This window comes from Rhizobium sp. PRIMUS64 (assembly GCF_023006465.1).
Classification (GTDB): Bacteria; Pseudomonadota; Alphaproteobacteria; order Rhizobiales; family Rhizobiaceae; genus Rhizobium; species Rhizobium leguminosarum.
On record NZ_JALBGX010000072.1, the window covers coordinates 12,774 to 33,626 of the forward strand.

A 20,853-nucleotide genomic window follows, 5' to 3' on the forward strand; every position below is an offset into this window, starting at 1 on the left:
TTATAAAAATACCTGAAGAATTCATCCTTTTTCAATCCATTGTATTCCTGATTCAATAGTATTATAATTCGTTTCCTCAACAATTCACTTGGCTCTTAATCGAAGGATTGGAATTCAACGCGATCAAGCGCCGAAATATCCGGCCGCGATCCGCTTGAGATGACCAGGCGCATTTTCGAGAAAATTATGACCAGCGAAATCGCAGAACGCGCCGCAAAAACCGTTCGCCTAAAGCATGGGCGGCTGACCTCCACTGTGGTCATCCCGCGTTAAAGCCGGATGATCCTACAGCGAGCAAGGTGAGCTAAAGCCTGGGCCGGAAGTTTGGGAAGGGTCTCATGAGTCAGTGGGAGTGTCGTTTTCGGGTCGAGCACAGCGTCGACGGCAGCTGGGCCGTGTGTGACAGCAGAACCGGTTTGCCTGCCCGGCCTTCTGATAAATAGGGAATAACGATGATGACTTGGCGTCGTGAAATTGTTCGATGAACTGGGCTGATAGAGGCGCATTCATCTTGGAGCAGTTTCAACAGAGGGTTCTGTGTCTGCAAAAAAAAAGAGCATATCCGTACTCAAACAAAACGGAAATGCTCTTTCGTAGTTTAGTGCGGAGCCATACTTGTCAGCTCCACACCGCTCGCACCTGAATTCTCGGCTATTCGTCTGATGTCACCGGCGCCGCGTTCTCCAGAGAGGTGCGGATCTGATCGATCTTCCCGTTTGCGTCGCCAACCCCCAAGATGGTTTTGGCTTCGTCCAAAACCGCCGGGCTGACTTCTCCGGTTTTCGTCGCTGAAGCCAATGCGTCCTCCAGCGCCTGATCCCCCAACAGAGGGTCATCGGCTGCGGGCTCGATTCCATTGTCGAGTTCATATTGGGCATAAGCCACGGCATAGGCCGCGATAGCGGTCATGCGTGGATCCGACGTATGCATCAGTGCCTTATAGTTCCGCTTCAAGGAGTTCAGACCCGCAAGCTGCGCCGACAGGTTTTTTTCTTTCGTGCCGATTTTAGTCTCGTCTGCCTTCGCGGACTTCGACTTGCTTGTCGCCTCGGTGGATTTGCCTTTCACGCCTTGAGATTTGGAGTTGCCGTGGTTTGAACTGCCACCCTGGCTGTTGCTGCCATGGTTGCCACTGTTTCCACTGCCGCCGCCGTGACCGCCACCATTGCCTCCACCATTGCCTCCACCGTTGCCGCCACCGTTTCCACCGTTCTTCGCCAGTGCGGTCATATCGATTCCGACAATTGTTGCCGGGCTCGCCGCAAGAGCCAGCGAGAGCGCGGTCAGGGACGCTAAGGTTGCGATCCGCATTGTTTTCCTCCAAATCAGATCAAGCGCCGCGCAGATACACGGCTTGAGCAGATAGGAGAGGTTAGACGGTGATCGCGCATTGCACATCGGACCGAGGTCCGATGCCGCTCCGGCAATGGTCTTAGACGACCTGAAATGCTTAACGATTCCCTCTTCGCGCGAAGCGGCCATCGGTGAGCTCATTGCTGCTCAGTATTTTCCGGCTGTCTCGTCTGCGGACGCATCGCGGGACGGGTGCAACATAGCGGCGGCGAGCTCCTGTCGGGCGTAAGCGGCCTCGTGATACCGGCCGACGAGTGCGCTGAAGCCGGCGGCCTTCATCCCTTTAATCCCCAGGGCACCCAGCGTGATGATGCGCTGCCGGCGGTCGATTTTACTATCGATCGCACGCCAATGTTTTTTTGGCACTGGCGCATCCTGATTGAGCCAGAGGCGCAGGGCAAAACGGCTCGATGCGTAGACCGCGTAGCCCGCAACATCCGTCCAGGCAACCGGCTTGTCCAGTCTGGAGGCGAGCAATGCATCCGGGGTCAGCACCATGAGCGGTCGTGCCGCGCTCCGATACAGAAAGGCCGCGTAGAGAAGGGAGGTGACAGCGCCGAAGGCGGTGATCGCGGCGATCAGTGACTGTGCGAATTCATCGTAGCCGAGGCCCAATTGGCCGCTGAGAAAGACGACCGTCAGGCCAAATCCGGCGAAAATCATGGCGACGATCACCATCGTCCAGATCATCGGCTTGACGTTGTCGTAGACGACGGTCTCCTGTGAGGCCCCGGCAACCACCTTTTCAAGCACTTCGCGACGGCGGTCACGCATCATGCGCGCGTCGTCGAGGAAATCCTTGCTCAACTGACGGCATAGTCCGGCCCAATCCGAAAACAGATCGTCCGCAAAAGAGCGAGCTCCCGGCTCCGGCTGACGCATCGCTCGTCTCAGGAGGTCATCGCCAATTTCCACACCGAGGGCCGATATCCGCTGGATCGTCGGCGGATGGCTGTCGGTCGGATGCGGTTGCCGATCTCCCAAAAGGGGCATCGGATCGCTCCATCCATTGGTGGTGACCAGTTCCGTTGTCTGCGCGACGAGGTCAGGCCACGCATCATCGGAACCGGTATCATCCGGTCCGGCATATGCGCGCTGAAGAACATAGGCGACGGCGGGAGCGATAATCCCCGTGCGGATGAGAGCCGAGGCGGCGTCTGCCGGCGTCGCCAGCAGACTGCCGCTACGGTCAGCATCGAATTCTCGCAGCCGGCTCCAGTGTGCGACGGCATGATCGAACCGCTGCATGGCGTGAAAGCCGAGCTTCACCGCCGGATACAGGACGAAGCGACCACCGTCGGCGCGTCCAAGAGCTGCAAGAGCACGCCAGAGGCCTGCATAAATCGGCGTGAATTGCTGGCTATAGGTGGTGTCTTCGCCAGAAAAATGGGCGAGCTCATGGCCGATGATTGCCGCGATTTCGGCCTGGTCGAGAAGATCAAGATAGGCCGCAGGCAGATAGAGCGACCGTCCGGTCACCAGTCTGTCCTCAGGCCAGAGACGCAGCTGGCTCTCCGTTACGAAAAAGCCCTGGCCGAGGCCAACGATGATCGTGTCGGGCAACAAAGCGTGTTGCCGCCCGGCCAGGCTGCGCACGAAACGCCAAAGTTCCGGAGCCTCCGTTTCTTCGATGACGCGTCCCGCCGCGACAAGCGGTTCGGGTGTGAACAGGGCAAAGACATCTTTCAAGCCACGCAGCGCCATGAAGGCGCCGTAGGCTGCGATGACGGCGAGGACGACGGCGACCGCGAAAAGCTTGGCACTGCCCGTGGTAAAATCTGCCCATAGGCCCATGCTGACTGCTTCGAACAGGGTCGCCGAAATGACGCCGATAGAAAACCCGATCACAACGGTCGCAAGAGTGAACGGAAGGAGCGACCGCAGACGTTGAAAGCTCGCGATCAGTTGGCGTTGGGAGACGCGCGCGCGGATCCCGGAAATACCGGCCGCCATCAGTCCCAGCGCGCCGCCGAAAAACGCAAGTACGGCTCCGCCGATCGTTCCCCAAACCAGTGGCCGGCGGATCTGCGAGATTTCCAGCTCCTCGTCGGCCTGAGAAAGGGCTGCCTCGATTTGCGAAACGGCGACCAGGGCGGCAAGGGAGGCAAGGGAGGTGGGCTCGCCCGCTCCCTGGAAGGTCAGAATGGCTGTTGGATCGGATGCCGCGATGTTTTTCACCTGAGCCAGGGTCGTCGAGAGTTCGGCCGAAGAACGGCGCGCATGTTCAAGCGTTTCGGCTGCACGCTGTGTCTGCCAAATCCCCAAAGAGACCAGTGCGATCGGCAGGAGCAGCACCCATGCCGCCAAGCCGAGGCTTGCAATTTTGCGGGCTCCTTGTCGGCGGCTGGTTTGGTCCATGCTTTGTTCCCCCCAATTTTTCCTCCCCCATTTGCGAGGTCAAAAAAACTTGGCCGGCGCCCGTTATCGAAAGGATGTCGACTTCATACAAGATGCCTCGCTGAGTTTCACGAGAGTGTCAAACGGCAGTCGCAATATTCCACCGTCAGCACGCAATCATCGCGGCGTCAGATGGATGCCTGCGAGCGTGCAGCGGACCGATCCACCGGCGCGCTCGATGGTCGGGATATCAAGCGCGACCAGTTCGGCGCTCTCTTCGATCGTGTTGCGTTGATCCCGGCTCAGGGATGCAAACGCCGTGGTCGAGAGCGCAAGGATACCCCCCGCATTTCCGTGGAGTTCGAGAGCGTTGCCGGCGAAGGAGGCGATCTGATCGTTGGTGAGTGCGATGACGCCGCGGCCGGAGCGCTCCAGTCTTAGAACGACCTCCCGGCGTCTTGCTGCATCGGTCATCATCTCCAGTCCGATCATGGCGAAGTCGGTGGCGATGCACATCAGGACATTGGTATGATAAACGGCGACGCCGTTTCCATCCCGCGCGTCGAATACCATCGGCTCGAAGTTGAAGTGGGTCGAGAAGCGTTCCAGCGCGATTGGATCGGTGCGGTCGGAGCGGACGGCATAGGCCACCCGATCGATGTGATCGAGAACCATGGCGCCGGTGCCCTCGAGAAACAGTCCGTCCGGCTCGAGGCCGGAATAGTCGATCACCTCCTGCACCCGATACTGGCTCTTCAGCATTTCGATGACGTCACTGCGCCGCTCGCGCCGGCGACTGACGGCCTTCATCGGATAGATCGCCACATGACCGCCGGCATGGGTGGAAAACCAGTTGTTGGGAAAGACCGAATCCGGTGTCTCGGTACCGGTGTCGTCGAAAAGATGCACGTTCACGCCATGCCTTCTGAGCACATCGGCCGCCCGGGTGATTTCGTCGTAGGCCGCCAGTGAAAGGTCTTCCGTCGTATCCGGGCTGGACTGGAACAGGTTGTCGATGGCGGTCTCGGTATTCACGGTGAAGTGGTGCGGCCGGACCATGACGACTGCAGAGGGCGCCTGGACGGAATATGTGACGTGTCTTGGCATCGTCGCGCTCCTATGCCTGCTTTGCGCGCTGCAACATGCCGAACAGGTCGCGCGGATCGTCCGGATCGGCGATGATATCGAGGTCCTGGTAAAGCCCGGTCCCCCTGAGCCTGTCACGGACATAACGAAGAGCGGAAAAATCCTCGATCGCGAAACCGACGCTGTCGAATAGGGTGATTTGACTGGCATCGCGGCGACCGGTCGCCTGTCCCGTCACAACCTGCCAGAATTCGGTGACGGGATAGTCGGCATCCATCTGCTGGATCTCGCCCTCGATGCGGGTCTGTGGCGGATATTCGACAAAGGTGTCGGCGCGCAACAGGATGTCGCGGTGCAGCTCGGTCTTGCCCGGGCAGTCGCCGCCGATGGCATTGATGTGGACGCCGGAGCCAACCATGTTGTCGGTCAGGATCGTCGCGTACTGCTTGTCGGCGGTGCAGGTCGTAATGATATCGGCATTTTCGATAGCCGATTGGGACGAGCTACAGGCGGTCACCGTCAGCCCCGTACCTGCAAGGTTGCGGACCATCTTTTCCGTCGCTAGCGGATCGATGTCGTAGAGCCTGATGTGATCGATGCCGCAAACGGCTTTCATGGCAAGCGCCTGGAATTCCGCCTGGGCGCCATTGCCGATCATGGCCATTGTGCGGGCACCCTTAGGTGCGAGGTGCCGCGCGGCCATGGCTGAAGTTGCGGCGGTTCTCAGCGCTGTCAGCAGGGTCATTTCGGTGAGCAGCACCGGATAGCCGGTCGAAACTTCTGCCAGAAGGCCGAAAGCCGTCACGGTCTGCAGGCCTTGCGCCATGTTCTTCGGATGGCCGTTTACATATTTGAAGCTGTAGATTTCGCCGTCCGAAGTCGGCATCAGCTCGATCACACCTTCGCCGGAGTGAGAGGCAACACGCGGGGTTTTGTCGAACGATCCCCAGCGGCGGAAATCCGCCTCGATGACGTCGGTAAGTTCGGTCAAAACGGTTTCGATGCCGATGTGGTGGACAAGACGCATCATGTTCTCGACGCTGACGAAGGGTACGAGAGCTTTTTCCGATGGAAAGGGCGACGACATGCTGAGTTCCTCCTGCATATGCTCGAGGAGAAAGACTAACTGTCCTGCATGTTGGCCGAAAGTTCAAATCTGTGCTAATTCTGGCAGTAAATTGTGCAATTCGTTCAGTTAATTTGCGCGAATTTAGCAAGGAGGCAATATGACCATCGCGAAATACGCACCCGACGATCTGGATCGCCGGATTATCGCTCACCTCCGCGCCGACGGGCGCGCTTCCTTGAGCAAGCTTTCCGATGCACTAGGTGTCGCACGCGGCACAGTTCAGAACCGGCTGGATCGCCTGATGGAGACGGGTACGCTGCTCGGCTTCACCGTCCGGGTGCGGGAGGACTACGACGTCAACGCCGTGCGTGCCGTGATGATGGTCGAGGTTGTCGGCAAATCGACCACCCAGGTCATACGAAAGCTCCGTGGCCTGACGGAGATTTCAGCGCTGCACACGACCAATGGCAACTGGGACCTTGTCGCCGATATCCGGGCCGCAAGCCTTGCCGACTTCGACCGGGTTCTACGCGAGGTGCGCATGATCGACGGTGTCGCAAACAGCGAGACCAGTCTCCTCCTCAGCAGCGTCTGAGGGCTGCCAAGCGTGGGTCGCCGCGGAGCGCCATCACCACGGGCTGGCGCTGCGGGGGGCTGGCGAAGAGCCAAGGATACTGATTCGGCAGCTGTTGGCGTTGGCTTCGATTTATGACGGCGCGTCGAGGTGTGAATTGGCTCTCCTCCGAAAGAGAATCACGCCAAGCGCAAATCGAGAAGCGGGTGTAACTTCTTGAGATTCGGGAGCGACTTCGCCTGCCAAGGATATTGGTTGGTGCCTTTGACAACGAGCAGGAGGTCGCCCATCTTTCTGGCTTCAATAGTCAGCTTAGCCAAGAGATTTATGCCGGAGGAATTGAGGAATTCGAGACCCGTCAGGTTGAACGTCACCTGTTTGTGCCCCTCGTGGAGCAGGCCGAATACCAATGAGTAAATCGGCGCATAGGCGTCCGGTCCGGCCAGCCTGAATACGCCATCGAAATACACTTCGTTTTTCTCAGCCCACACGCGGAAGTTTTCGTCGCTGATTTCCATTCTTCGCTCACAGATTGGAGGAGGGTGGCATCGCCACAGCCGCAGTCGTCGTCAGTATGATATGCCGGTCATTATTCCCTTCGAATGCCCATGCCATTTTTGCGTCATAGTCGCTCAAAAGGGTGAGCAACCCCAAGCCCGAACCGCTTGCTGCCGATATGGCATTGGTTTCGATTTGCTCAAGAAGAAGTTCCCCAGGGTCCTTCGATTGAAGGCGATGCAGCAGTAGCTGAAACCGAGATGATGTCACGCCATCGATCGTGTTCTTGACCCTTATTAAAAAAGTTCCGTCGAATATGCCGGCTTCAATGAGGATCTCCCCAGGCTGTCGAAACTTAACGGCATTTTCGATCAACTCATTGCTCAGATATCCGATGTCATGATGCGCCTGCACGTAGTCTTTCCTTGACCGTGAATACGGCAGAGCCATGACTTCCGCTATGAAGTCCGAGGTCATTCCCGAGTGCTTCCATCCAAGCTGAAGCGGTCCATCGCTTAACGTAAGGCGAGTGCATGAATCCAGGCTTATGCCCACCAGAGATTCGATACCATATACCGTTGGCGTCATGTCTCACCTATGTCGCACTGCGAGAAGCGTGATGTCGTCGTAAATCTTCTGCGATCCGATAAAGAGCATTAATGTCGCTACAATTCCGGAAACGACTTTCTCAGCGCTCTGATCCTTCAGGCGAAGTGCTTCGCGGCACAGACGTTCGATGCCAAACAGTTCTCCCGCGTCGTTTTCGGCTTCTGTCACGCCGTCCGTATGCAGGAGTATGACGTCCCCCTTCTCGAACGCTATTTCACGGGTTTTAATGAAGGCAGAAATATCGGCTTCCAGCCCGATCGGTATGCCCAGATCCATGGTGTCTATGCGCTCGACCTTGCCGTTCGCCCGCACGACGACAACTTCCTCGTGTTGTCCCGACAGGATCATCTCTTTTCCGTCGTAGTCAAGAAACGCCAGAGTGAGATGCTTATCGATTTTAGTCCTCACTATGTTTTTAAACAGGGCGCTGTTCAGGTCTGTGAGAAATTTGACTGCATCGGTGTTTCCGGCTTCCTGCAGGGCGCGGGCGACGGACTGAACCATCAACATCAATACGCCGCTTTCGAGCCCGTGTCCGGTGACGTCGCCGATGCCGATCTTCAATCGGTTTCCGCTCTTCAAGACGTCATAATAATCGCCGCCCACTTCTTCCGCCGGTCTCATATAGGCTGCGATCTCGAGGGCCTGAAACTCCTCAAGCTCCTGATGCAGCGGAAGAACCATGAGCTGGATTCTTTCGGCGACGGCGAGCTCTGTTCCGAGACGTCGATTTTCTCGCTGGAGCTGTGCGTTCAGTGTCGAAATCTCTTCCTTTGCATCTTCGATTTGAGCGGTTCGCTCTTCGACGAGTTGCTCGAGATTTTCGGTGTGATAGCTGATCTGCTCAGCCATCCGGTTGAATGCTTCTCCAGCCTCGCCGACCTCATCTTTACTTGATATGGCCACCCTGACCGAATAGTCCTTCGCTTGTATCCGTCTGGCGGCATCTGCAAGCGCACTGATTCCGCCCGTTATTCGTTTCGAAGCCGCAAATACCGCGATCGTTACAATAAGCAGCGACATTAAGATCGCTAGAATTTGGTAGAGCACGATCCGGTTCGTAGCGTCTGAAATCTTGGCCTGGGCCGCATAGAGGGAGGCTTCGATTTCTCGTTCAGGCACAACCACACCAAGAGACATTGCCTCTTGCCGAACCGGGCCGCTGAGCCAGAGATTGGTCGCGGGGAGCTTCTTCACGATAAAGATGTAGGGGACCTGGTTGCCGTCCTGCTGCAGCAGCAAATGTTGGATGCCCTGTTCGCGGTCAAGGGCCAGTTTCGCTATGGCAGGCTGGGAGCTTCCCTTCAGGGAGCGCTCCAATCCGGTCACGCCGGTTCCGCTTGCATCGCTCGCAGAACGCAGACCGAGCGTTTTTTCGCCTGTGCTGTTGATCGCCACAACGTTTCCGTCGGACATTGCGAGAAATCCAAAGCCGGACTGGGCCACTTTCACATTTTCAACAGTCTGCGCGAGCTGGTCGAGTGTTATGTCCGCGCCAGCCGTCCCGGCGACATCCTTCCTGTCGGCTGTCCATAGTGGATGAAAGAAACTGACGATCAGTTTCCCGGTAATGGCATCGGTATATGGAGCTGTCTGCGTTATATCGTCCGCGACCGGCCGCGTTTTCATATCCTTGGCCCAGCCCTGCCAGGACTCATAAAGTCCAGGAAAAAAGAAGTCCCAGAAATTGGCCTCGTTGTGACCCGGATAGAGGCGGTCGAAGGTTTGAGCCTGGTCGGTATAGGGCGCTGTCCGGAAGATTGGTCGTTCTTTCGATCCGATGTAATACATCTGCAGCTTTGAAGCACCGTGCTGCAGCAGGCTCGGTGCAACAAGGTCCAGAACCGCGCTCGTCTGGATATCGGTCTGGACGTCAGACCTTGGGTTGTGGTCTTGTCCGAGCAAGTAACTCCAGACGCTGACAACCGAGACGGAGCCCGGAGCGTTCTGAGACCACTTTCCCGTCTGATCGTAAGCAAGGCTGACGCTGCTGGGCGATGTGCGAGCGATCGCCGCGCCAACGTCGGAATTACGCTCGGGATCGTCGATCTGCGCCTGGAGCACACCTGCCAAGGTGCTGACGTCGTTATGAACCTGCCGCAGGAGCAAACTCACCTGGGCTGCGGTGGAATCAGCATATGTACGAATGTATTCCTGGTTTGCCGCTTCAAGGCCCTGTCCGACTTCGAGGGTTGCGTCGCGCGACAGCCTCTGAACGTTCCAAAGTGCCAGCCCGCCGCTGACCAGCAAGTCAAAGAGAACTGCTCCACCGACGACCAGGATGAATTTTGCCCGAAATGAGCCTAGTCTTGTCGGTCTCTTCAATGATCTCTCGTCCATCATAGCGGCTTTCGGCCGGAGGCTGCCCAGATCGGCCAGCCTGCATAACCCTTGGGGTGAAGAGCAGCAAAGACATGATCTTTGAATCCCTGCCGGAACCTGCGAATGAAATCCAACGAGTCGCCCCGTCGAACGGCCATCTCACCCGCATAGACATTTTCCCAAGCTTCGATGATGTCCGCGAAGTCTTGGGGGTCCCCGTCAAGGTTGGTGACCATAAAGGAATCGACCTTGATACTATCGAACCCCGCGTCAGCGAGGAGATGGCGGCTTTTCGGCCCCATCTCGACATCCATGTCGAAATACCTGAACAATTTGGCGACTTCCTCGTAAGTCCATCTTATTGTTTCAGCATGTGGTTCGCCGAGGCAATGCGAATTTTTTTCGTTCGTGATGTAGACACGGCCGCCAGGCTTACAGATGCGGTAGAGCTCCCGCAGCAGCATCTCGGGACGGTTGAAAATCTGCAGCGAATGTCGGCAGGTCACAAAGTCAAATTGATTGTCTCGCAGCAGCATTTGGGAGGCGTCACCATAGGTGTACTCGATTCCCTGCAGATCGAAGTCGGCAGCGACCCTGCGAGCATATTCGAGGCTGCGCACGGAATGATCCAGCGCGACAAGGCGTGCCGGTTTAAATTCCCTCTGAACCAAGGCCGCGAAATCACCAATTCCGCAACAGATATCCGCGATGACAAGACCGCTGCGCAGGCCGTGGCGAGGCAACAGTTCACGTTCGTGCCTCCATGTCATTTTCGTCTGGGTGCGCAGAATGGGGATGAAAGTCTCGTCCTCGACAAAGCTCTGGCCCGGATAAAATGCCGAATCGTAGACTTCAACCGACAAGTTTGGTTGTGATGCCGCCAGCGTCTCGAACAAAGAGGTCGACCATGCCACTACGCTCGACGTGATGATGACAATCTTCCGTTCTGGCCTGGTCCGACAGCTTGCCGCGAGGACATCGGACAGGGTTACGAAGGCAGTCATGTTAATGTGCGTCAGACGTTTGACATTGAGGTAAACGATCCCGCTGTATTTTTCCAAACTTTGCTGCACCAGCTTGAGGGCATCGGCAATCTCAGTGGCGCTTTCCGGTCGCATCTTGCCAGACAGCAACAGCTCCTGATTTGTCGGATCAAAATGAACAGTGAAGGGCTGGGGGAGTAGGCTCATCGGAAGTCCTCGGCCGAGGGGAAATCCGCAATGATTTGTATCCCTTGTCCGCCGTCTTTCTCAATCCGGATCGTGGCGCGGAATATTGCTGCCAAATCGCTGAGCAAAACCGTCCCGTCGGACTTCATCACCAAGTATCCAGAGCCGGCGCCGGGGACCGGCTGGCGTTCACTTGATCTTGCATTGGCGTGCTTTCGGCCAAATGCTTCCTCGCCCGGAAAGACAATTCTCAGCCGATTGACTGTCGCGCTCCGATAGAGACTGAAACTTATCCTTCCTGGCTCGCTCGTTGAACGGAAAGCAAGTTCAATGAGCTCATTCGTCGCGATGGAAAGAAAATTGGAATATCGAGCGGGATCGCTGTGACCTTGGCCGAGAATGTCTGAGAGGTATTCGGTAATCCTGTCGCAAAACTGCCATCGGGATTTGAACATCGCAACGTTCAGTTCCAGCGATACCATCGGCGCAAATGCATGGTCATCGAAGCTCGCTGCTTCCTGTTCCAATACACCCTCCTTTCGTTTGCCTGGGGCGTCAGGTTGATGCACGCGATAGCTAAAGGCGCGGCGAAAATCGGTTGTTCACTGTGGTAGCGCGGGTCTTACGGATGTTTCCGCCCGGGTGATGAACTCGCCAATCGCCTCGACCGGAAGCGGCCTGCTAATCAAATAGCCTTGAAGTCTATCGCAGCCCACACTGCGCAACCATTCCGCCTGACCTGGCGTCTCAACCCCTTCGGCTGTCACCTGCATATCGAGGTCATGGGCGAGGTTAACGATGCAGCGGACGATTGCCTGGCCTTTCAGATCGCTTTCGAGGTCGGTGATAAAGTATTTGTCGATTTTGATCGTGTCGAAAGGGAATGTCTTCAGATAGCTCAAGGAAGAATATTCTGTCCCGAAATCATCAAGCGAGATTCGTATCCCTAGCACGTTGAGAGTATTCAGGGTGTCGATATTGTTGACGGTCCGCTCAAGGAGCACGCTTTCGGTTATCTCAAGCTCCAGACGGTCTGGCGGCAACCCGATCAAGTCTAGCGTTTGGGATACCCGATCAGTGAGGCCGCTTGTCAAGAATTCAGCCGCGGACAAATTGACCGCGACGATGTAGTTCTGCGGCCACTTCATTGCCTCGCGACATGCCTGCTCCAAAACCCATGCACCTATTTCCGGCATGATTCCATCGGCCTCGGCCATCGGAATAAATGCGGTTGGTGGGATTTTTCCAAGTAGAGGGTGGTTCCATCTGAGCAATGCTTCGAAGCCGACAATGCAGCCGCCCTCGGCGATGGGTTGGTACTCGATAGAGAATTGTTGTTGGACCAGGGCCATGCGAAGGCTGCGGCGCAGCAGTTCGCGTTGTTCCAGCAACTCAAGCATGGAGGGATCAAACGGTCTTGCGCGACCGCGTCCGTCCTTCTTCGCGGCGTAGAGTGCGACGTCGGACGCCTTCATCAGCTGCTCCGGATTTGTACCGTCCGGTGGAGCAGCAGATATGCCGATGCTGGCACCCACAAATAGCGCGATGCCATCTATCGTGAAGGGCTTTTTGAATGCATCAACCAAAGCTTCTGCTAGCTGGTGTCCTTTGGCGGGATGTCCCGGGCCCCTTGATATGACGGTGAATTCGTCACCCGCCAGTCGATAGGCTCTGTCGTCGCTGGTAAGGCACTCTTGAATGCGGCTTGCAGCAAGCTGAAGGAGCTTGTCGCCGGCCGGATGCCCAAGCGTGTCGTTAACGGGTTTGAAATCGTCAAGATCGAGTTGCATCAGGGACAGAGTCTCGTTCGAGCCTGCGGTCTCCCGTAACAACACAGCGAGGTCCTCGCTGAACTGGCGTCGGTTCGGCAGTCCAGTGAGCGGATCGTGGGTGGCCAGATGCAAAAGGGTCGCCCGCTCATCGTCGATAGATTCCTCGGACCGAACCACGGCAAACAGATCTCCGATCCGATAGATCGTCAGTCCGTGCGACGCTGGCGCGCCAAAATCCCCCGATATTTGCAAAGGCTGGGCACTGTCGCCCAATGAACGGAGGGCGAGTGTGATCGCCGATTTGTCCAATTCTGGAAAATGTTCCCAAAACGACGCTGCTGGTTTGACAGAATCAGGCAGCTCAGTGCCCAGCAAATTCTCGACGGGATTGAAATCGCGGTCAAAGAACAAAAGCCGGTCGATCGAGCTCGAAGCTCTCGCCTCTGTTTGTCCGAGCGCCGAGGGGGCCGCACGAATTTTCTGCATGTCCGAGGCCCTCCTTAGTCTCATGTCATAACCAGATATTGTAGCAAATTAGCTCCCACACAACTTGTGCACGCCAAGATTTACATTAGGCATTTCTGATTAACAATCCCCAACCTCGGCCCAACTCGCTCACGGATGGGCTTATGCCACATCTTTATTTTCGCGACCCATTTGCATCCATCGTCTCGGCGGCGACCCTTCGATAAATTGCGGGCAGGGGATCTCACGCGCCCGATCCGCACTCCGTCATGAACCAGTCGATAAAGCGGCGCACCGGCTTTTTCGCCCAGCTGTTCGATATGACGTAATAGCCTTGGTTTTCTGCCGTCGCGATGCCGGAAAGCACCAGCAGATCGCCGCGTTCGATCTCGCGGCGGAACACCTCGACAGGGCAGAGCGCCACGCCATGGCCGGCGACTACGGCCGTCGCCAGCATGTTGAAATCCTGGAATATCGGACCCCGGAGCGGCTCCGGCGCTTTCTGGCCGGCCTTGCGGAACCATTCCTTCCAGCCGTCGGCGGATTCATCGTGCAGCAGATCGGCGCCGGCGAGCGAGACGTCGTCGATCGTCCAGTTGCGTTTGGCAAGGTAATGGCCGCTGGCGACGGGCTGGTTGCGGCGGGAGAAGAGCAGGCGGCTTTCCCTGCCGCCGCTCAGATCCTCGCCCATGGTGATCAGCACGTCCAGGCTTTCGTCGTTGAAGCGTTCTTCGGCGCGTGCATAGACGATCCTGACGTCGAGATCGGGGTCGCTCTCCTGGAAGGAGGGCAGGGCCGGGACGAGCCAGCGGGAGGCGATCGAGGGAATGCAGCCGACGGTGATGGCCCGCATGTTGTGATCGCGCCGCATGTTGCCGGTCGCATGCGCGATCGCCGCCAGCGATCCTGACACGGCGCGGTAATATTCGCCGCCGGCTGCGGTCAGCGCGACACCGCGGCCCGATTTCTGCAACAGCTTGCGACCGAGCCAGGTCTCCAGATGCTTGATCTGATGGCTGATCGCCGCATGGGTAACGTGCAGCTCGTCGCCCGCTTTCGAAAGGCTCATCAGGCGGGCCGTGGCTTCGAAAGCGCGCAGGGCGTTCAACGGCGGCAATTGCATTTGTAAAATTTCCTCACAGATGACGCAAGAATCATCATTTGAAAATGCCAGCCATTTCAATAGCTAATTGTCGTGAGCGATAAAAAAGAATCATCGCTGCATCTTCAATAATTTATCAGGAGAATCGGCGATGTTCGTCAGAAATCTGAAGGAGGTGGAGCTCACCGAGCGTTTCGTCGACTGGGGCAACGGCACGAGCCACCGCTTGCTGACCAAAGACGACGGCATGGGCTTTACGGTGTGCCATACCGTCGTTCGCGCCAATAGCGAAGCCCTGCTTCAGTACCGCAATCATCTGGAGGCCTGCTATTGCATCAAGGGCGAGGGCGAAGTGGAGGATATGGACGGCAACGTCTTTCCGATCCGCGCCGGTGATATCTATGTGCTGGACAAGCATGACCGCCATTATCTGCGCGGCGGCAAGGATCAGGATCTCATTCTGGTCAGCATCTTCAACCCGCCGCTGACGGGCACCGAACGGCACGACCTGAACAACAAGAGCGGGTCGCAATACTGAGCCAGAGCATGATGCCGCAAAATGTGAGCGGTTTTCGGACGACATCATGCTCTCACTATATAATGTAGAACAGGATTCAGATTTTAGGCCGACCCGGCCCAATATAATGCTGTTCTAGCCGATCATTTCGTCGACTTCTTAGGTGGAAAGCAGAGCCCGGCAAATGGCGGGCACTGCTTCCGGCGTGAACGGCAAGGCGTCCGCTGCCTGTTCGTGGCGACTTACAGCGCCGCGCGCAGCCTATTGCTGCGGCTGCTGCTGGCCCGGCGGCGGCGTGCCGATTTTTTCCAGAACTTTCTTGGCCAGAGCCGGGTCGCTCTGGGCGGCCGTCAGGATCGACGAGTATTCTTCGACGGAGATGTCGGGAGAAGCCTTGACGGTGTCGACCATCTGCTTCTTGGCCTCCTCCTGCAGCTGCTGCTTGGCAGTCTCGTCCTTCGTCGCGCCGATCTTGGCCGAATACTCCTGCCTCACCTTGTCGACCTGCAGGTAGGCAACGGCGAAGGCCTCGATTTTCTGATCGCTGACGGCTGCTGTCGCACCGGTGCCGCCCTGCTGTCCCTGCATCGGCGTCTGGCCCTGAGCCGGCGGCTGCGCCTGTGCCGGCTGCTGTTGCGCCTGGGCCATGTCGACAGCGGATGCCGGGCTGAAAGCAAGCAGACTGAAGACCACAGTGCTCAATGTTGCGACAGATGTGTAACGATTGATCATATTCATTCCTCTTCAAGTGCATGATTTGATCGGCAGCAAGACCGCCTCGGTCGATCGCTCAGCCGCTCAAAGGCCGGCGAGGTCGCGACGATGGAACCTCTAAGAGGGCACGGTGCGGCGGTAACGGGGCGATTTGCTGACGATTGAGCGGCGGCTTTGTGACCGCCGGCATGTCGACTGGTGCGGGAAATTCCAGCGCGAGCCGGTCAGCCCGGGGTCTCACGCTGCTCTTTTACAGCGCGGGTCTTGGTCGGCTCAGTCCAGCGAACGGATGTCGCGCGCGACCTCCGTTTGTCTGGTTAGGCTTCGGCTAAAGCAATTCTAGCAAACACCGCGCGGGAGAGCTTGTTTCGCAGCGCAGCTGCTCTATGTCCTCTCCCGTTTCAGCATGAGATGCAGGCAGTATTCACCGTAAAACCGGGCGCCGACGGTGTTGTCCGCCGGCTGGCTTGAAGGAGCTGAGCAATGAAAATTCTCATGGTTCTCACATCGCACGATCAGTTGGGAAACACCGGCAAGAAGACGGGATTCTGGCTTGAGGAGCTTGCTGCTCCTTATTTCGTTTTCCGCGACGCCGGGGTCGATATTACACTCGCTTCGCCGAAGGGCGGCCAGCCTCCGCTCGATCCGAAGAGCAATGAGCCGACGTTCCAGACGGAAGATACGAGACGGTTTGAACGAGACGTGGCCGCAATGGCTGCGCTCGCAAACACCATCAAGCTTCCTGAAATCGACCAGGCAGACTATGACAGCGTGTTCTTCCCCGGCGGGCACGGCCCGCTTTGGGATCTGACGAACGATCGCAATGCGCTGTCGCTTATCGAGGACATGCTTTCGGCGGGAAAACCCGTGGCGCTCGTGTGCCATGCACCCGGTATCCTGACGAATGTGAAAGCGCCGGATGGAAAGCCCATCGCCAAGGGCCGGGCCGTCACGGGGTTCACCGATTCAGAAGAAGAGGCCATGCACCTGGTCGAGGTCGTTCCCTACCTGCTCGAGGACGTCCTGAAAGAGCAGGGCGCAAAGTTTTCGAAGACGGCGGATTGGGGCGTGCATGTCGTCCAGGACGGCCTGCTGATCACCGGCCAAAACCCGGCTTCGTCAAAACAGGGCGCCCGGACGCTGCTTGATGCCTTGGGAAAGCAGGCAGCGGCTTAAGCACTTCAGCCCCTGGGCATGATTGCCGCCCGGGGGCGAGATCTCCTCATTCGGCTTGTGCCGACGCCGGCCGCAGGTGGGTTTCGACGACCTCTGCGACACCAGCGCATCGGCCCGAAAATCGGAATTGATTGTCGGGCCGATGCGACGATTGAAAGAGTTAGAGCGTCCTTTGTGCGTCAGAAAGGACGCGCGGCGCGCTGAGGCGGTGGAGTGCCAATCGCACGACGTTCGAACACGGGATGGGAGGCATCTGACATGACCAGGAAATATACCGGGCAATGCGCCTGCGGCGCAGTAAGATTTGCCTTCGACACGGACCCGAACTTTGTCGCCAATTGCCATTGCCTGGACTGCAAGAGGGCAACGGGCGGCGAAGCCGCCACGTTCTTCGCCGTGCCGCAGGAAGATTTCACCGTGATCAGCGGCAGCCCGAAGGCGTTTCATTACATCGCCGATTCAGGCAAAGGGCTCGACCGCAACTTTTGCCCCGATTGCGGCGCCAGGTTATTCAGCAGCAACCTCGAGAGTTTTCCCGGCCTCGTCTTCGTGACGCTTGGCAGCCTCGACCGGCCCGAACTGATCAAGCCGGGGGTCGAAATGTTCACCCGGCGCCGGCTGGCCTGGGCAATGCCGCTCGATCTTCCGCAGTTCGATGGCATGCCTGGTTGAGCCGCGACGCCGGATCGAATTCTTCTTGAAGAAAAATTCGATCCGGTGTCGGATCGGCCAAGCCACGTCCGTCCTAGGTTCGTCCATTCCGTAAATCCAAAAAGGATCACGACTATGCCGAGTACCATACGCCTGCACCGCGTTCTGGCGACCACCCCGGAGAAAGTCTATCGCGCATTCCTGGAGGCGGACGCGCTTGCCAAGTGGCTTCCGCCGAACGGCTTCCTCTGCACTGTGCACCATTCGGAGCCGGTTGTCGGCGGCACGTTCAGAATGTCCTTCCGCAACTTCACGACGGGCAATAGCCACGCCTTCGGCGGCGAATATCTCGAGCTCGTCCCGGGCGAACGTCTGCGCTACACCGACAGGTTCGACGATCCCAACCTGCCGGGCGAAATGGAAGTCACCGTGACGCTGAAGAAGGTTTCGGTGGGCACCGAGGTGGATATCGTACAGGCAGGCGTGCCCGACGTCATTCCGCCCGAGGCTTGTTATCTCGGCTGGCAGGAGTCGCTGCGAAACCTTGCCAGGGTCGTCGAACCCGACATCCAGGAATAGCGCAAGATCGCGCCTGCCGGGCGGCAACCGCCCGGCGCCTGCGACATCAATTACTGCCGATGCCGCGTTTGGCCAGGGCGTTGCGGGCGGCCGCAGCGCCCCAGTCGTCGGAAAGGTCCTGCCCCTCGATTTCGGCTTCCTTGATCGGCGTTGCCAGGATCAGCGGCTCGGAGCCGAAAGGCAGGCCGTCGATCCGGCCTGCGTCACGGCTGAGCACGATCCGGGTCATCGGGCGGTAATCCTCAGTCAGCCGGCAGAACAGGATGGCGCCGTGCTTCTCGACATCGCGGGCGACACGATAACCGTCTGCCACGAGGTCGCCGATGTTGATCAACAGGTTCGCCCAGTTTTCGATCCCGGCCGCATCCAGTGTCGCGGCGTCGAATTCCATGAAAACCTCGCACTCGACGCCGTTCTCAGGCTCGGATATGCCGGCCCAGGGGGTCGACAGCCCGTCGGTGGCAAGCGTCAGCCTTCCCGGCGCATGGATGGCGAGGATCCGGCGGTGCGGGCCGAACCATTTCGTCTGGGCGTGAATGTTGGCCGTTCCGCGCTCTGCGGCAAAATCCTCCTGGACTGTACCGCGGCTCCGCCAGAAGACGCGCCGCGTAGCGGCAGCGGTTTCGTAGATCGGGTCGTCGGGGCCGCGCGGCACGATCGTCCGGTCATAACTCGTTTCGAGCGTGATCTCTCCCCGCATGAAGGGGAACTTCGGCTTCCTCCAGCGGATTATCACCTTGTTGAAGCGGGGCATCCCTGATGCACCGAGCTTTTCAACGACATCAGAGATGATATCGAGCGGATGCCTGGAGGCCTCAGGGACATAGTTTCCCTCGGCATCGCGGTAGCCGCCCGTCCGGGAGGAATGCCCTGCCTGCATCGTGGTGGATGTCCATTCGCCGCTGACCGCGCCCGCCGGCGCCTTGTCGAGAGCCGGTGCAAGTTCCCGGATCGCATCGTCAATCGAATAGAATGCCACGTCGCCCTCCGCCTTCGCCCAAAGATCGTATCCCCCGCGGTCGCTCGGCCGCGAGCAGAAGCTAGCGCGGAGGCGTCGCCGATCAATAGCGAGGTGGATGGCTCAAGCAGGGGAGGCGCCCAGATCCCTGGGCGCAGGAGAATTCCTCACCTAGGTGAGGTGAGGCCTGCGGCGCTATTTGCTTCCGTTGTTCGGGCGTGCCTTGGCGCTGTCGTTGTTGGTCGACGAGGCGGTTTTTCCGTCTGGTTGCTGCCCGAAATATGTCCCGCCGAGATGGCCGCCGGCGCTGGTGTTCCTCACCTGCCGTTCGGCGCGTTTCTGGAGTTCACGAACGTTGGTCTTGCTCATTTTCGGCTCCATGTTTGAGGTGGACATCTGGTCAACCGATGGCGGACGACACGGTTCCATATTTTTGCGGAGGGCGGTGTCCTTTACGTCGGCGGCGGGCTTGGGGGAAACGTTTGCTCACCCGTCGTCGGTGTCCCGCTTCGCTGCCGCTGACCCGATGGAAATATTCGCACGTCGGACATTTGGAGCTCCTTCTTTTGGCTTCGTTGTAGAAAGCCGATCCGGGACAACATCCCGATGAACGGCGTGGAGCAGCCGGTGCCGACCTAAGCGAGGAAAAGCGGAAAGGCTCTAAAGTTTGGGCCTGCGCTTCGCAAGCGCCTTGCGCGCCGCCATCCCACCCCACTGCTGGTCGGGATCGAGGTCTGCGACTTCGGCGTCTCTCGCAGCGAATTCCTGGATAAATTTACCATCGCAAGAAAATCGTCTTTCATTCCACAGTATATGTGTTAACACTTTATTAGGGATTGGGAGTATTCCGGTTCTGATTTAAGAAATATGGGCATTGTTGCCGATAATATCGGCACGATCGCATGTTCAACGCGTGTCATGCTGGCTTGCTAATCTTGAATCAATGCCGGGTTACTTGTTTTGTATTGTGGGGGGTTATTTTTATGAGTACGCAAAGCACCGGCGGCGGCAGCACGACTTCTTTCTCCAATACGCCGCAGGCGAAGGATGACTCTTACATCTGGACAGAAGACCAACTGCTCAGTCTCCAGCTCTACAATGCGGCCACCAAAACCATAACCCTCGACGTCATGTCGAATGATCTTGGCGGGAATGCCAAATCCCTCTTTTCGGTCGACGACGGTGATGGCAATCCAATTACCGCCGACTACGAGCTTCTTGCGAAAGACGTCGGAGCGAATGGGGCATCTGCCTGGGAGAAGTCCCTGCTCGGCAATTGGGTCAGGATCAATAATGGAAAGATCGAATACCGTCTTAGTGACGGAAGCGGCATCGCGGGCTCGGGCGCGGATATCAACACGCTGTCTGCCGGTGAAATCCTCAAAGATAGTTTCGTCTACGCGATACGGCTCGGCAATGGCACGCTGAGCGAGGCAAATGTCTCGATCTCGCTCACCGGCGCCAACGATGCGGCTTCGATCGTCGTCGATGCGACGGTCACCGACGATCGGGCGACGGTCGAGGCGGGTGCGGCCGGCAGCGGCGATCCGAATGCCTCCGGCAAGCTGACGGTCAGCGATGTCGACGACGGCGAGGCGGCGTTTGCCGCCCCGGCCTCCCTCAACGGCATCTATGGCAGCTTCACCTTCAATGCCGCCAGCGGCAGCTGGACCTATACGCTCGACAATAACCGGGCCGCGACGCAGGCGCTCAACCAGGGCGACGCCGTCAGCGACACGCTGAGCGTCAGCTCGCTCGACGGCACGGCCAGCCACAACATCGTCGTCGCCATCACCGGCGCCAACGATGCGGCTTCGATCGTCGTCGATGCGACGGTCACCGACGATCGGGCGACGGTCGAGGCGGGTGCGGCCGGCAGCGGCGATCCGAATGCCTCCGGCA

At 58.0% G+C, this 20,853-nt stretch carries 20 protein-coding genes; 6 read left to right on the forward strand and 14 right to left on the reverse strand.

Annotated elements, in window-relative coordinates; translation table 11 throughout:
* Nucleotides 1–651: 651 nt before the first annotated feature.
* From MOV76_RS24490 to MOV76_RS24505, 4 genes are all read right to left on the reverse strand, one after another.
* Nucleotides 652–1,311, reverse strand: a complete 660-nt coding sequence (locus MOV76_RS24490) for a hypothetical protein (RefSeq protein ID WP_182563369.1) — start codon at nt 1,309–1,311, stop codon at nt 652–654.
* A gap of 189 nt (nt 1,312–1,500) precedes the next feature.
* Nucleotides 1,501–3,711: a M48 family metallopeptidase gene (locus tag MOV76_RS24495; protein ID WP_247265479.1), complete on the reverse strand. Its 2,211-nt coding sequence runs from the start codon at nt 3,709–3,711 to the stop codon at nt 1,501–1,503.
* Between the two features lie 156 nt (nt 3,712–3,867).
* Nucleotides 3,868–4,797: a citrulline utilization hydrolase CtlX gene (gene ctlX / locus MOV76_RS24500; protein ID WP_247265480.1), complete on the reverse strand. Its 930-nt coding sequence runs from the start codon at nt 4,795–4,797 to the stop codon at nt 3,868–3,870.
* Nucleotides 4,798–4,807: 10 nt separating this feature from the next.
* Nucleotides 4,808–5,863, reverse strand: coding sequence for an ornithine cyclodeaminase (locus tag MOV76_RS24505; RefSeq protein ID WP_247265481.1), 1,056 nt, complete (start codon nt 5,861–5,863; stop codon nt 4,808–4,810).
* Nucleotides 5,864–6,002: 139 nt separating this feature from the next.
* Here MOV76_RS24505 and MOV76_RS24510 point away from each other — a divergent pair, with 139 nt between their 5' ends.
* The gene (locus MOV76_RS24510; RefSeq protein ID WP_018242678.1) at nt 6,003–6,440 is read left to right on the forward strand and encodes an Lrp/AsnC family transcriptional regulator; all 438 of its coding nucleotides are present in this window, start codon (nt 6,003–6,005) and stop codon (nt 6,438–6,440) included.
* Between the two features lie 158 nt (nt 6,441–6,598).
* Here the strand turns inward: MOV76_RS24510 and MOV76_RS24515 are convergent, their stop codons facing one another.
* The 7 genes from MOV76_RS24515 to MOV76_RS24545 all read right to left on the reverse strand — a co-directional run bounded on the left by MOV76_RS24515 (nt 6,599) and on the right by MOV76_RS24545 (nt 14,377).
* Nucleotides 6,599–6,937, reverse strand: coding sequence for a slr1659 superfamily regulator (locus tag MOV76_RS24515; protein WP_003560625.1), 339 nt, complete (start codon nt 6,935–6,937; stop codon nt 6,599–6,601).
* Between the two features lie 7 nt (nt 6,938–6,944).
* Nucleotides 6,945–7,505 carry a slr1658 superfamily regulator gene (locus tag MOV76_RS24520; RefSeq protein ID WP_018242677.1) on the reverse strand — a complete coding sequence of 187 codons (561 nt, stop codon included), beginning with the start codon at nt 7,503–7,505 and terminating at the stop codon, nt 6,945–6,947.
* A 3-nt stretch (nt 7,506–7,508) separates the two neighbouring features.
* On the reverse strand, nt 7,509–9,869 hold the full coding sequence (locus MOV76_RS24525; protein WP_166480136.1) for a SpoIIE family protein phosphatase: 2,361 nt from the start codon (nt 9,867–9,869) through the stop codon (nt 7,509–7,511).
* Nucleotides 9,866–11,038, reverse strand: coding sequence for a class I SAM-dependent methyltransferase (locus MOV76_RS24530; RefSeq protein WP_018242675.1), 1,173 nt, complete (start codon nt 11,036–11,038; stop codon nt 9,866–9,868). Before MOV76_RS24530 ends, MOV76_RS24525 begins: the two co-directional genes overlap by 4 nt.
* Complete coding sequence (locus MOV76_RS24535; RefSeq protein WP_130717029.1) at nt 11,035–11,544, reverse strand: hypothetical protein; 510 nt, start codon at nt 11,542–11,544, stop codon at nt 11,035–11,037. Before MOV76_RS24535 ends, MOV76_RS24530 begins: the two co-directional genes overlap by 4 nt.
* Before the next feature lie 75 nt (nt 11,545–11,619).
* On the reverse strand, nt 11,620–13,275 hold the full coding sequence (locus MOV76_RS24540; protein ID WP_130717027.1) for a bifunctional diguanylate cyclase/phosphodiesterase: 1,656 nt from the start codon (nt 13,273–13,275) through the stop codon (nt 11,620–11,622).
* A 223-nt stretch (nt 13,276–13,498) separates the two neighbouring features.
* Nucleotides 13,499–14,377, reverse strand: a complete 879-nt coding sequence (locus MOV76_RS24545; RefSeq protein ID WP_130717025.1) for a LysR substrate-binding domain-containing protein — start codon at nt 14,375–14,377, stop codon at nt 13,499–13,501.
* Nucleotides 14,378–14,507: 130 nt separating this feature from the next.
* On the opposite strand from MOV76_RS24545, the gene MOV76_RS24550 reads away from it, so the two are divergent.
* On the forward strand, nt 14,508–14,894 hold the full coding sequence (locus tag MOV76_RS24550; RefSeq protein ID WP_018242671.1) for an ectoine synthase: 387 nt from the start codon (nt 14,508–14,510) through the stop codon (nt 14,892–14,894).
* A gap of 240 nt (nt 14,895–15,134) precedes the next feature.
* Here the strand turns inward: MOV76_RS24550 and MOV76_RS24555 are convergent, their stop codons facing one another.
* The gene (locus tag MOV76_RS24555) at nt 15,135–15,611 is read right to left on the reverse strand and encodes a DUF4168 domain-containing protein (RefSeq protein ID WP_130717023.1); all 477 of its coding nucleotides are present in this window, start codon (nt 15,609–15,611) and stop codon (nt 15,135–15,137) included.
* A gap of 459 nt (nt 15,612–16,070) precedes the next feature.
* Between MOV76_RS24555 and MOV76_RS24560 the strand changes: the two genes are divergently transcribed.
* From MOV76_RS24560 to MOV76_RS24570, 3 genes are all read left to right on the forward strand, one after another.
* Nucleotides 16,071–16,763 carry a type 1 glutamine amidotransferase domain-containing protein gene (locus tag MOV76_RS24560; RefSeq protein WP_247265482.1) on the forward strand — a complete coding sequence of 231 codons (693 nt, stop codon included), beginning with the start codon at nt 16,071–16,073 and terminating at the stop codon, nt 16,761–16,763.
* 258 nt (nt 16,764–17,021) lie between these two features.
* Complete coding sequence (locus MOV76_RS24565; RefSeq protein ID WP_130717019.1) at nt 17,022–17,435, forward strand: GFA family protein; 414 nt, start codon at nt 17,022–17,024, stop codon at nt 17,433–17,435.
* 114 nt (nt 17,436–17,549) lie between these two features.
* On the forward strand, nt 17,550–17,993 hold the full coding sequence (locus MOV76_RS24570; RefSeq protein ID WP_018242667.1) for an SRPBCC family protein: 444 nt from the start codon (nt 17,550–17,552) through the stop codon (nt 17,991–17,993).
* A 46-nt stretch (nt 17,994–18,039) separates the two neighbouring features.
* On the opposite strand, the gene MOV76_RS24575 is transcribed toward MOV76_RS24570, so the two are convergent.
* Together MOV76_RS24575 and MOV76_RS24580 are read right to left on the reverse strand one after the other, a co-directional pair.
* Nucleotides 18,040–18,972, reverse strand: a complete 933-nt coding sequence (locus MOV76_RS24575; protein ID WP_130717017.1) for a hypothetical protein — start codon at nt 18,970–18,972, stop codon at nt 18,040–18,042.
* Between the two features lie 174 nt (nt 18,973–19,146).
* Nucleotides 19,147–19,320: a hypothetical protein gene (locus tag MOV76_RS24580; protein WP_018446286.1), complete on the reverse strand. Its 174-nt coding sequence runs from the start codon at nt 19,318–19,320 to the stop codon at nt 19,147–19,149.
* A gap of 614 nt (nt 19,321–19,934) precedes the next feature.
* On the opposite strand from MOV76_RS24580, the gene MOV76_RS24585 reads away from it, so the two are divergent.
* Nucleotides 19,935–20,853: VCBS domain-containing protein (locus MOV76_RS24585; protein WP_247265483.1), on the forward strand; the 919-nt coding region annotated here is incomplete at its 3' end.

Excerpts from the sequence above, each read along its gene's own strand:
- MOV76_RS24530 (WP_018242675.1), bottom strand. The coding sequence starts at position 11,038 with ATGAGCCTACTCCCCCAGCCCTTCACTGTTCATTTTGATCCGACAAAT.
- MOV76_RS24525 (WP_166480136.1), bottom strand. The coding sequence starts at position 9,869 with ATGATGGACGAGAGATCATTGAAGAGACCGACAAGACTAGGCTCATTT.
- MOV76_RS24570 (WP_018242667.1), top strand. The coding sequence starts at position 17,550 with ATGCCGAGTACCATACGCCTGCACCGCGTTCTGGCGACCACCCCGGAG.
- MOV76_RS24545 (WP_130717025.1), bottom strand. The coding sequence starts at position 14,377 with ATGCAATTGCCGCCGTTGAACGCCCTGCGCGCTTTCGAAGCCACGGCC.
- MOV76_RS24560 (WP_247265482.1), top strand. The coding sequence starts at position 16,071 with ATGAAAATTCTCATGGTTCTCACATCGCACGATCAGTTGGGAAACACC.
- MOV76_RS24540 (WP_130717027.1), bottom strand. The coding sequence starts at position 13,275 with ATGCAGAAAATTCGTGCGGCCCCCTCGGCGCTCGGACAAACAGAGGCG.
- MOV76_RS24505 (WP_247265481.1), bottom strand. The coding sequence starts at position 5,863 with ATGTCGTCGCCCTTTCCATCGGAAAAAGCTCTCGTACCCTTCGTCAGC.
- MOV76_RS24580 (WP_018446286.1), bottom strand. The coding sequence starts at position 19,320 with ATGAGCAAGACCAACGTTCGTGAACTCCAGAAACGCGCCGAACGGCAG.
- MOV76_RS24555 (WP_130717023.1), bottom strand. The coding sequence starts at position 15,611 with ATGAATATGATCAATCGTTACACATCTGTCGCAACATTGAGCACTGTG.
- MOV76_RS24490 (WP_182563369.1), bottom strand. The coding sequence starts at position 1,311 with ATGCGGATCGCAACCTTAGCGTCCCTGACCGCGCTCTCGCTGGCTCTT.
- MOV76_RS24495 (WP_247265479.1), bottom strand. The coding sequence starts at position 3,711 with ATGGACCAAACCAGCCGCCGACAAGGAGCCCGCAAAATTGCAAGCCTC.
- MOV76_RS24510 (WP_018242678.1), top strand. The coding sequence starts at position 6,003 with ATGACCATCGCGAAATACGCACCCGACGATCTGGATCGCCGGATTATC.
- MOV76_RS24565 (WP_130717019.1), top strand. The coding sequence starts at position 17,022 with ATGACCAGGAAATATACCGGGCAATGCGCCTGCGGCGCAGTAAGATTT.
- MOV76_RS24515 (WP_003560625.1), bottom strand. The coding sequence starts at position 6,937 with ATGGAAATCAGCGACGAAAACTTCCGCGTGTGGGCTGAGAAAAACGAA.
- ctlX (WP_247265480.1), bottom strand. The coding sequence starts at position 4,797 with ATGCCAAGACACGTCACATATTCCGTCCAGGCGCCCTCTGCAGTCGTC.
- MOV76_RS24550 (WP_018242671.1), top strand. The coding sequence starts at position 14,508 with ATGTTCGTCAGAAATCTGAAGGAGGTGGAGCTCACCGAGCGTTTCGTC.
- MOV76_RS24520 (WP_018242677.1), bottom strand. The coding sequence starts at position 7,505 with ATGACGCCAACGGTATATGGTATCGAATCTCTGGTGGGCATAAGCCTG.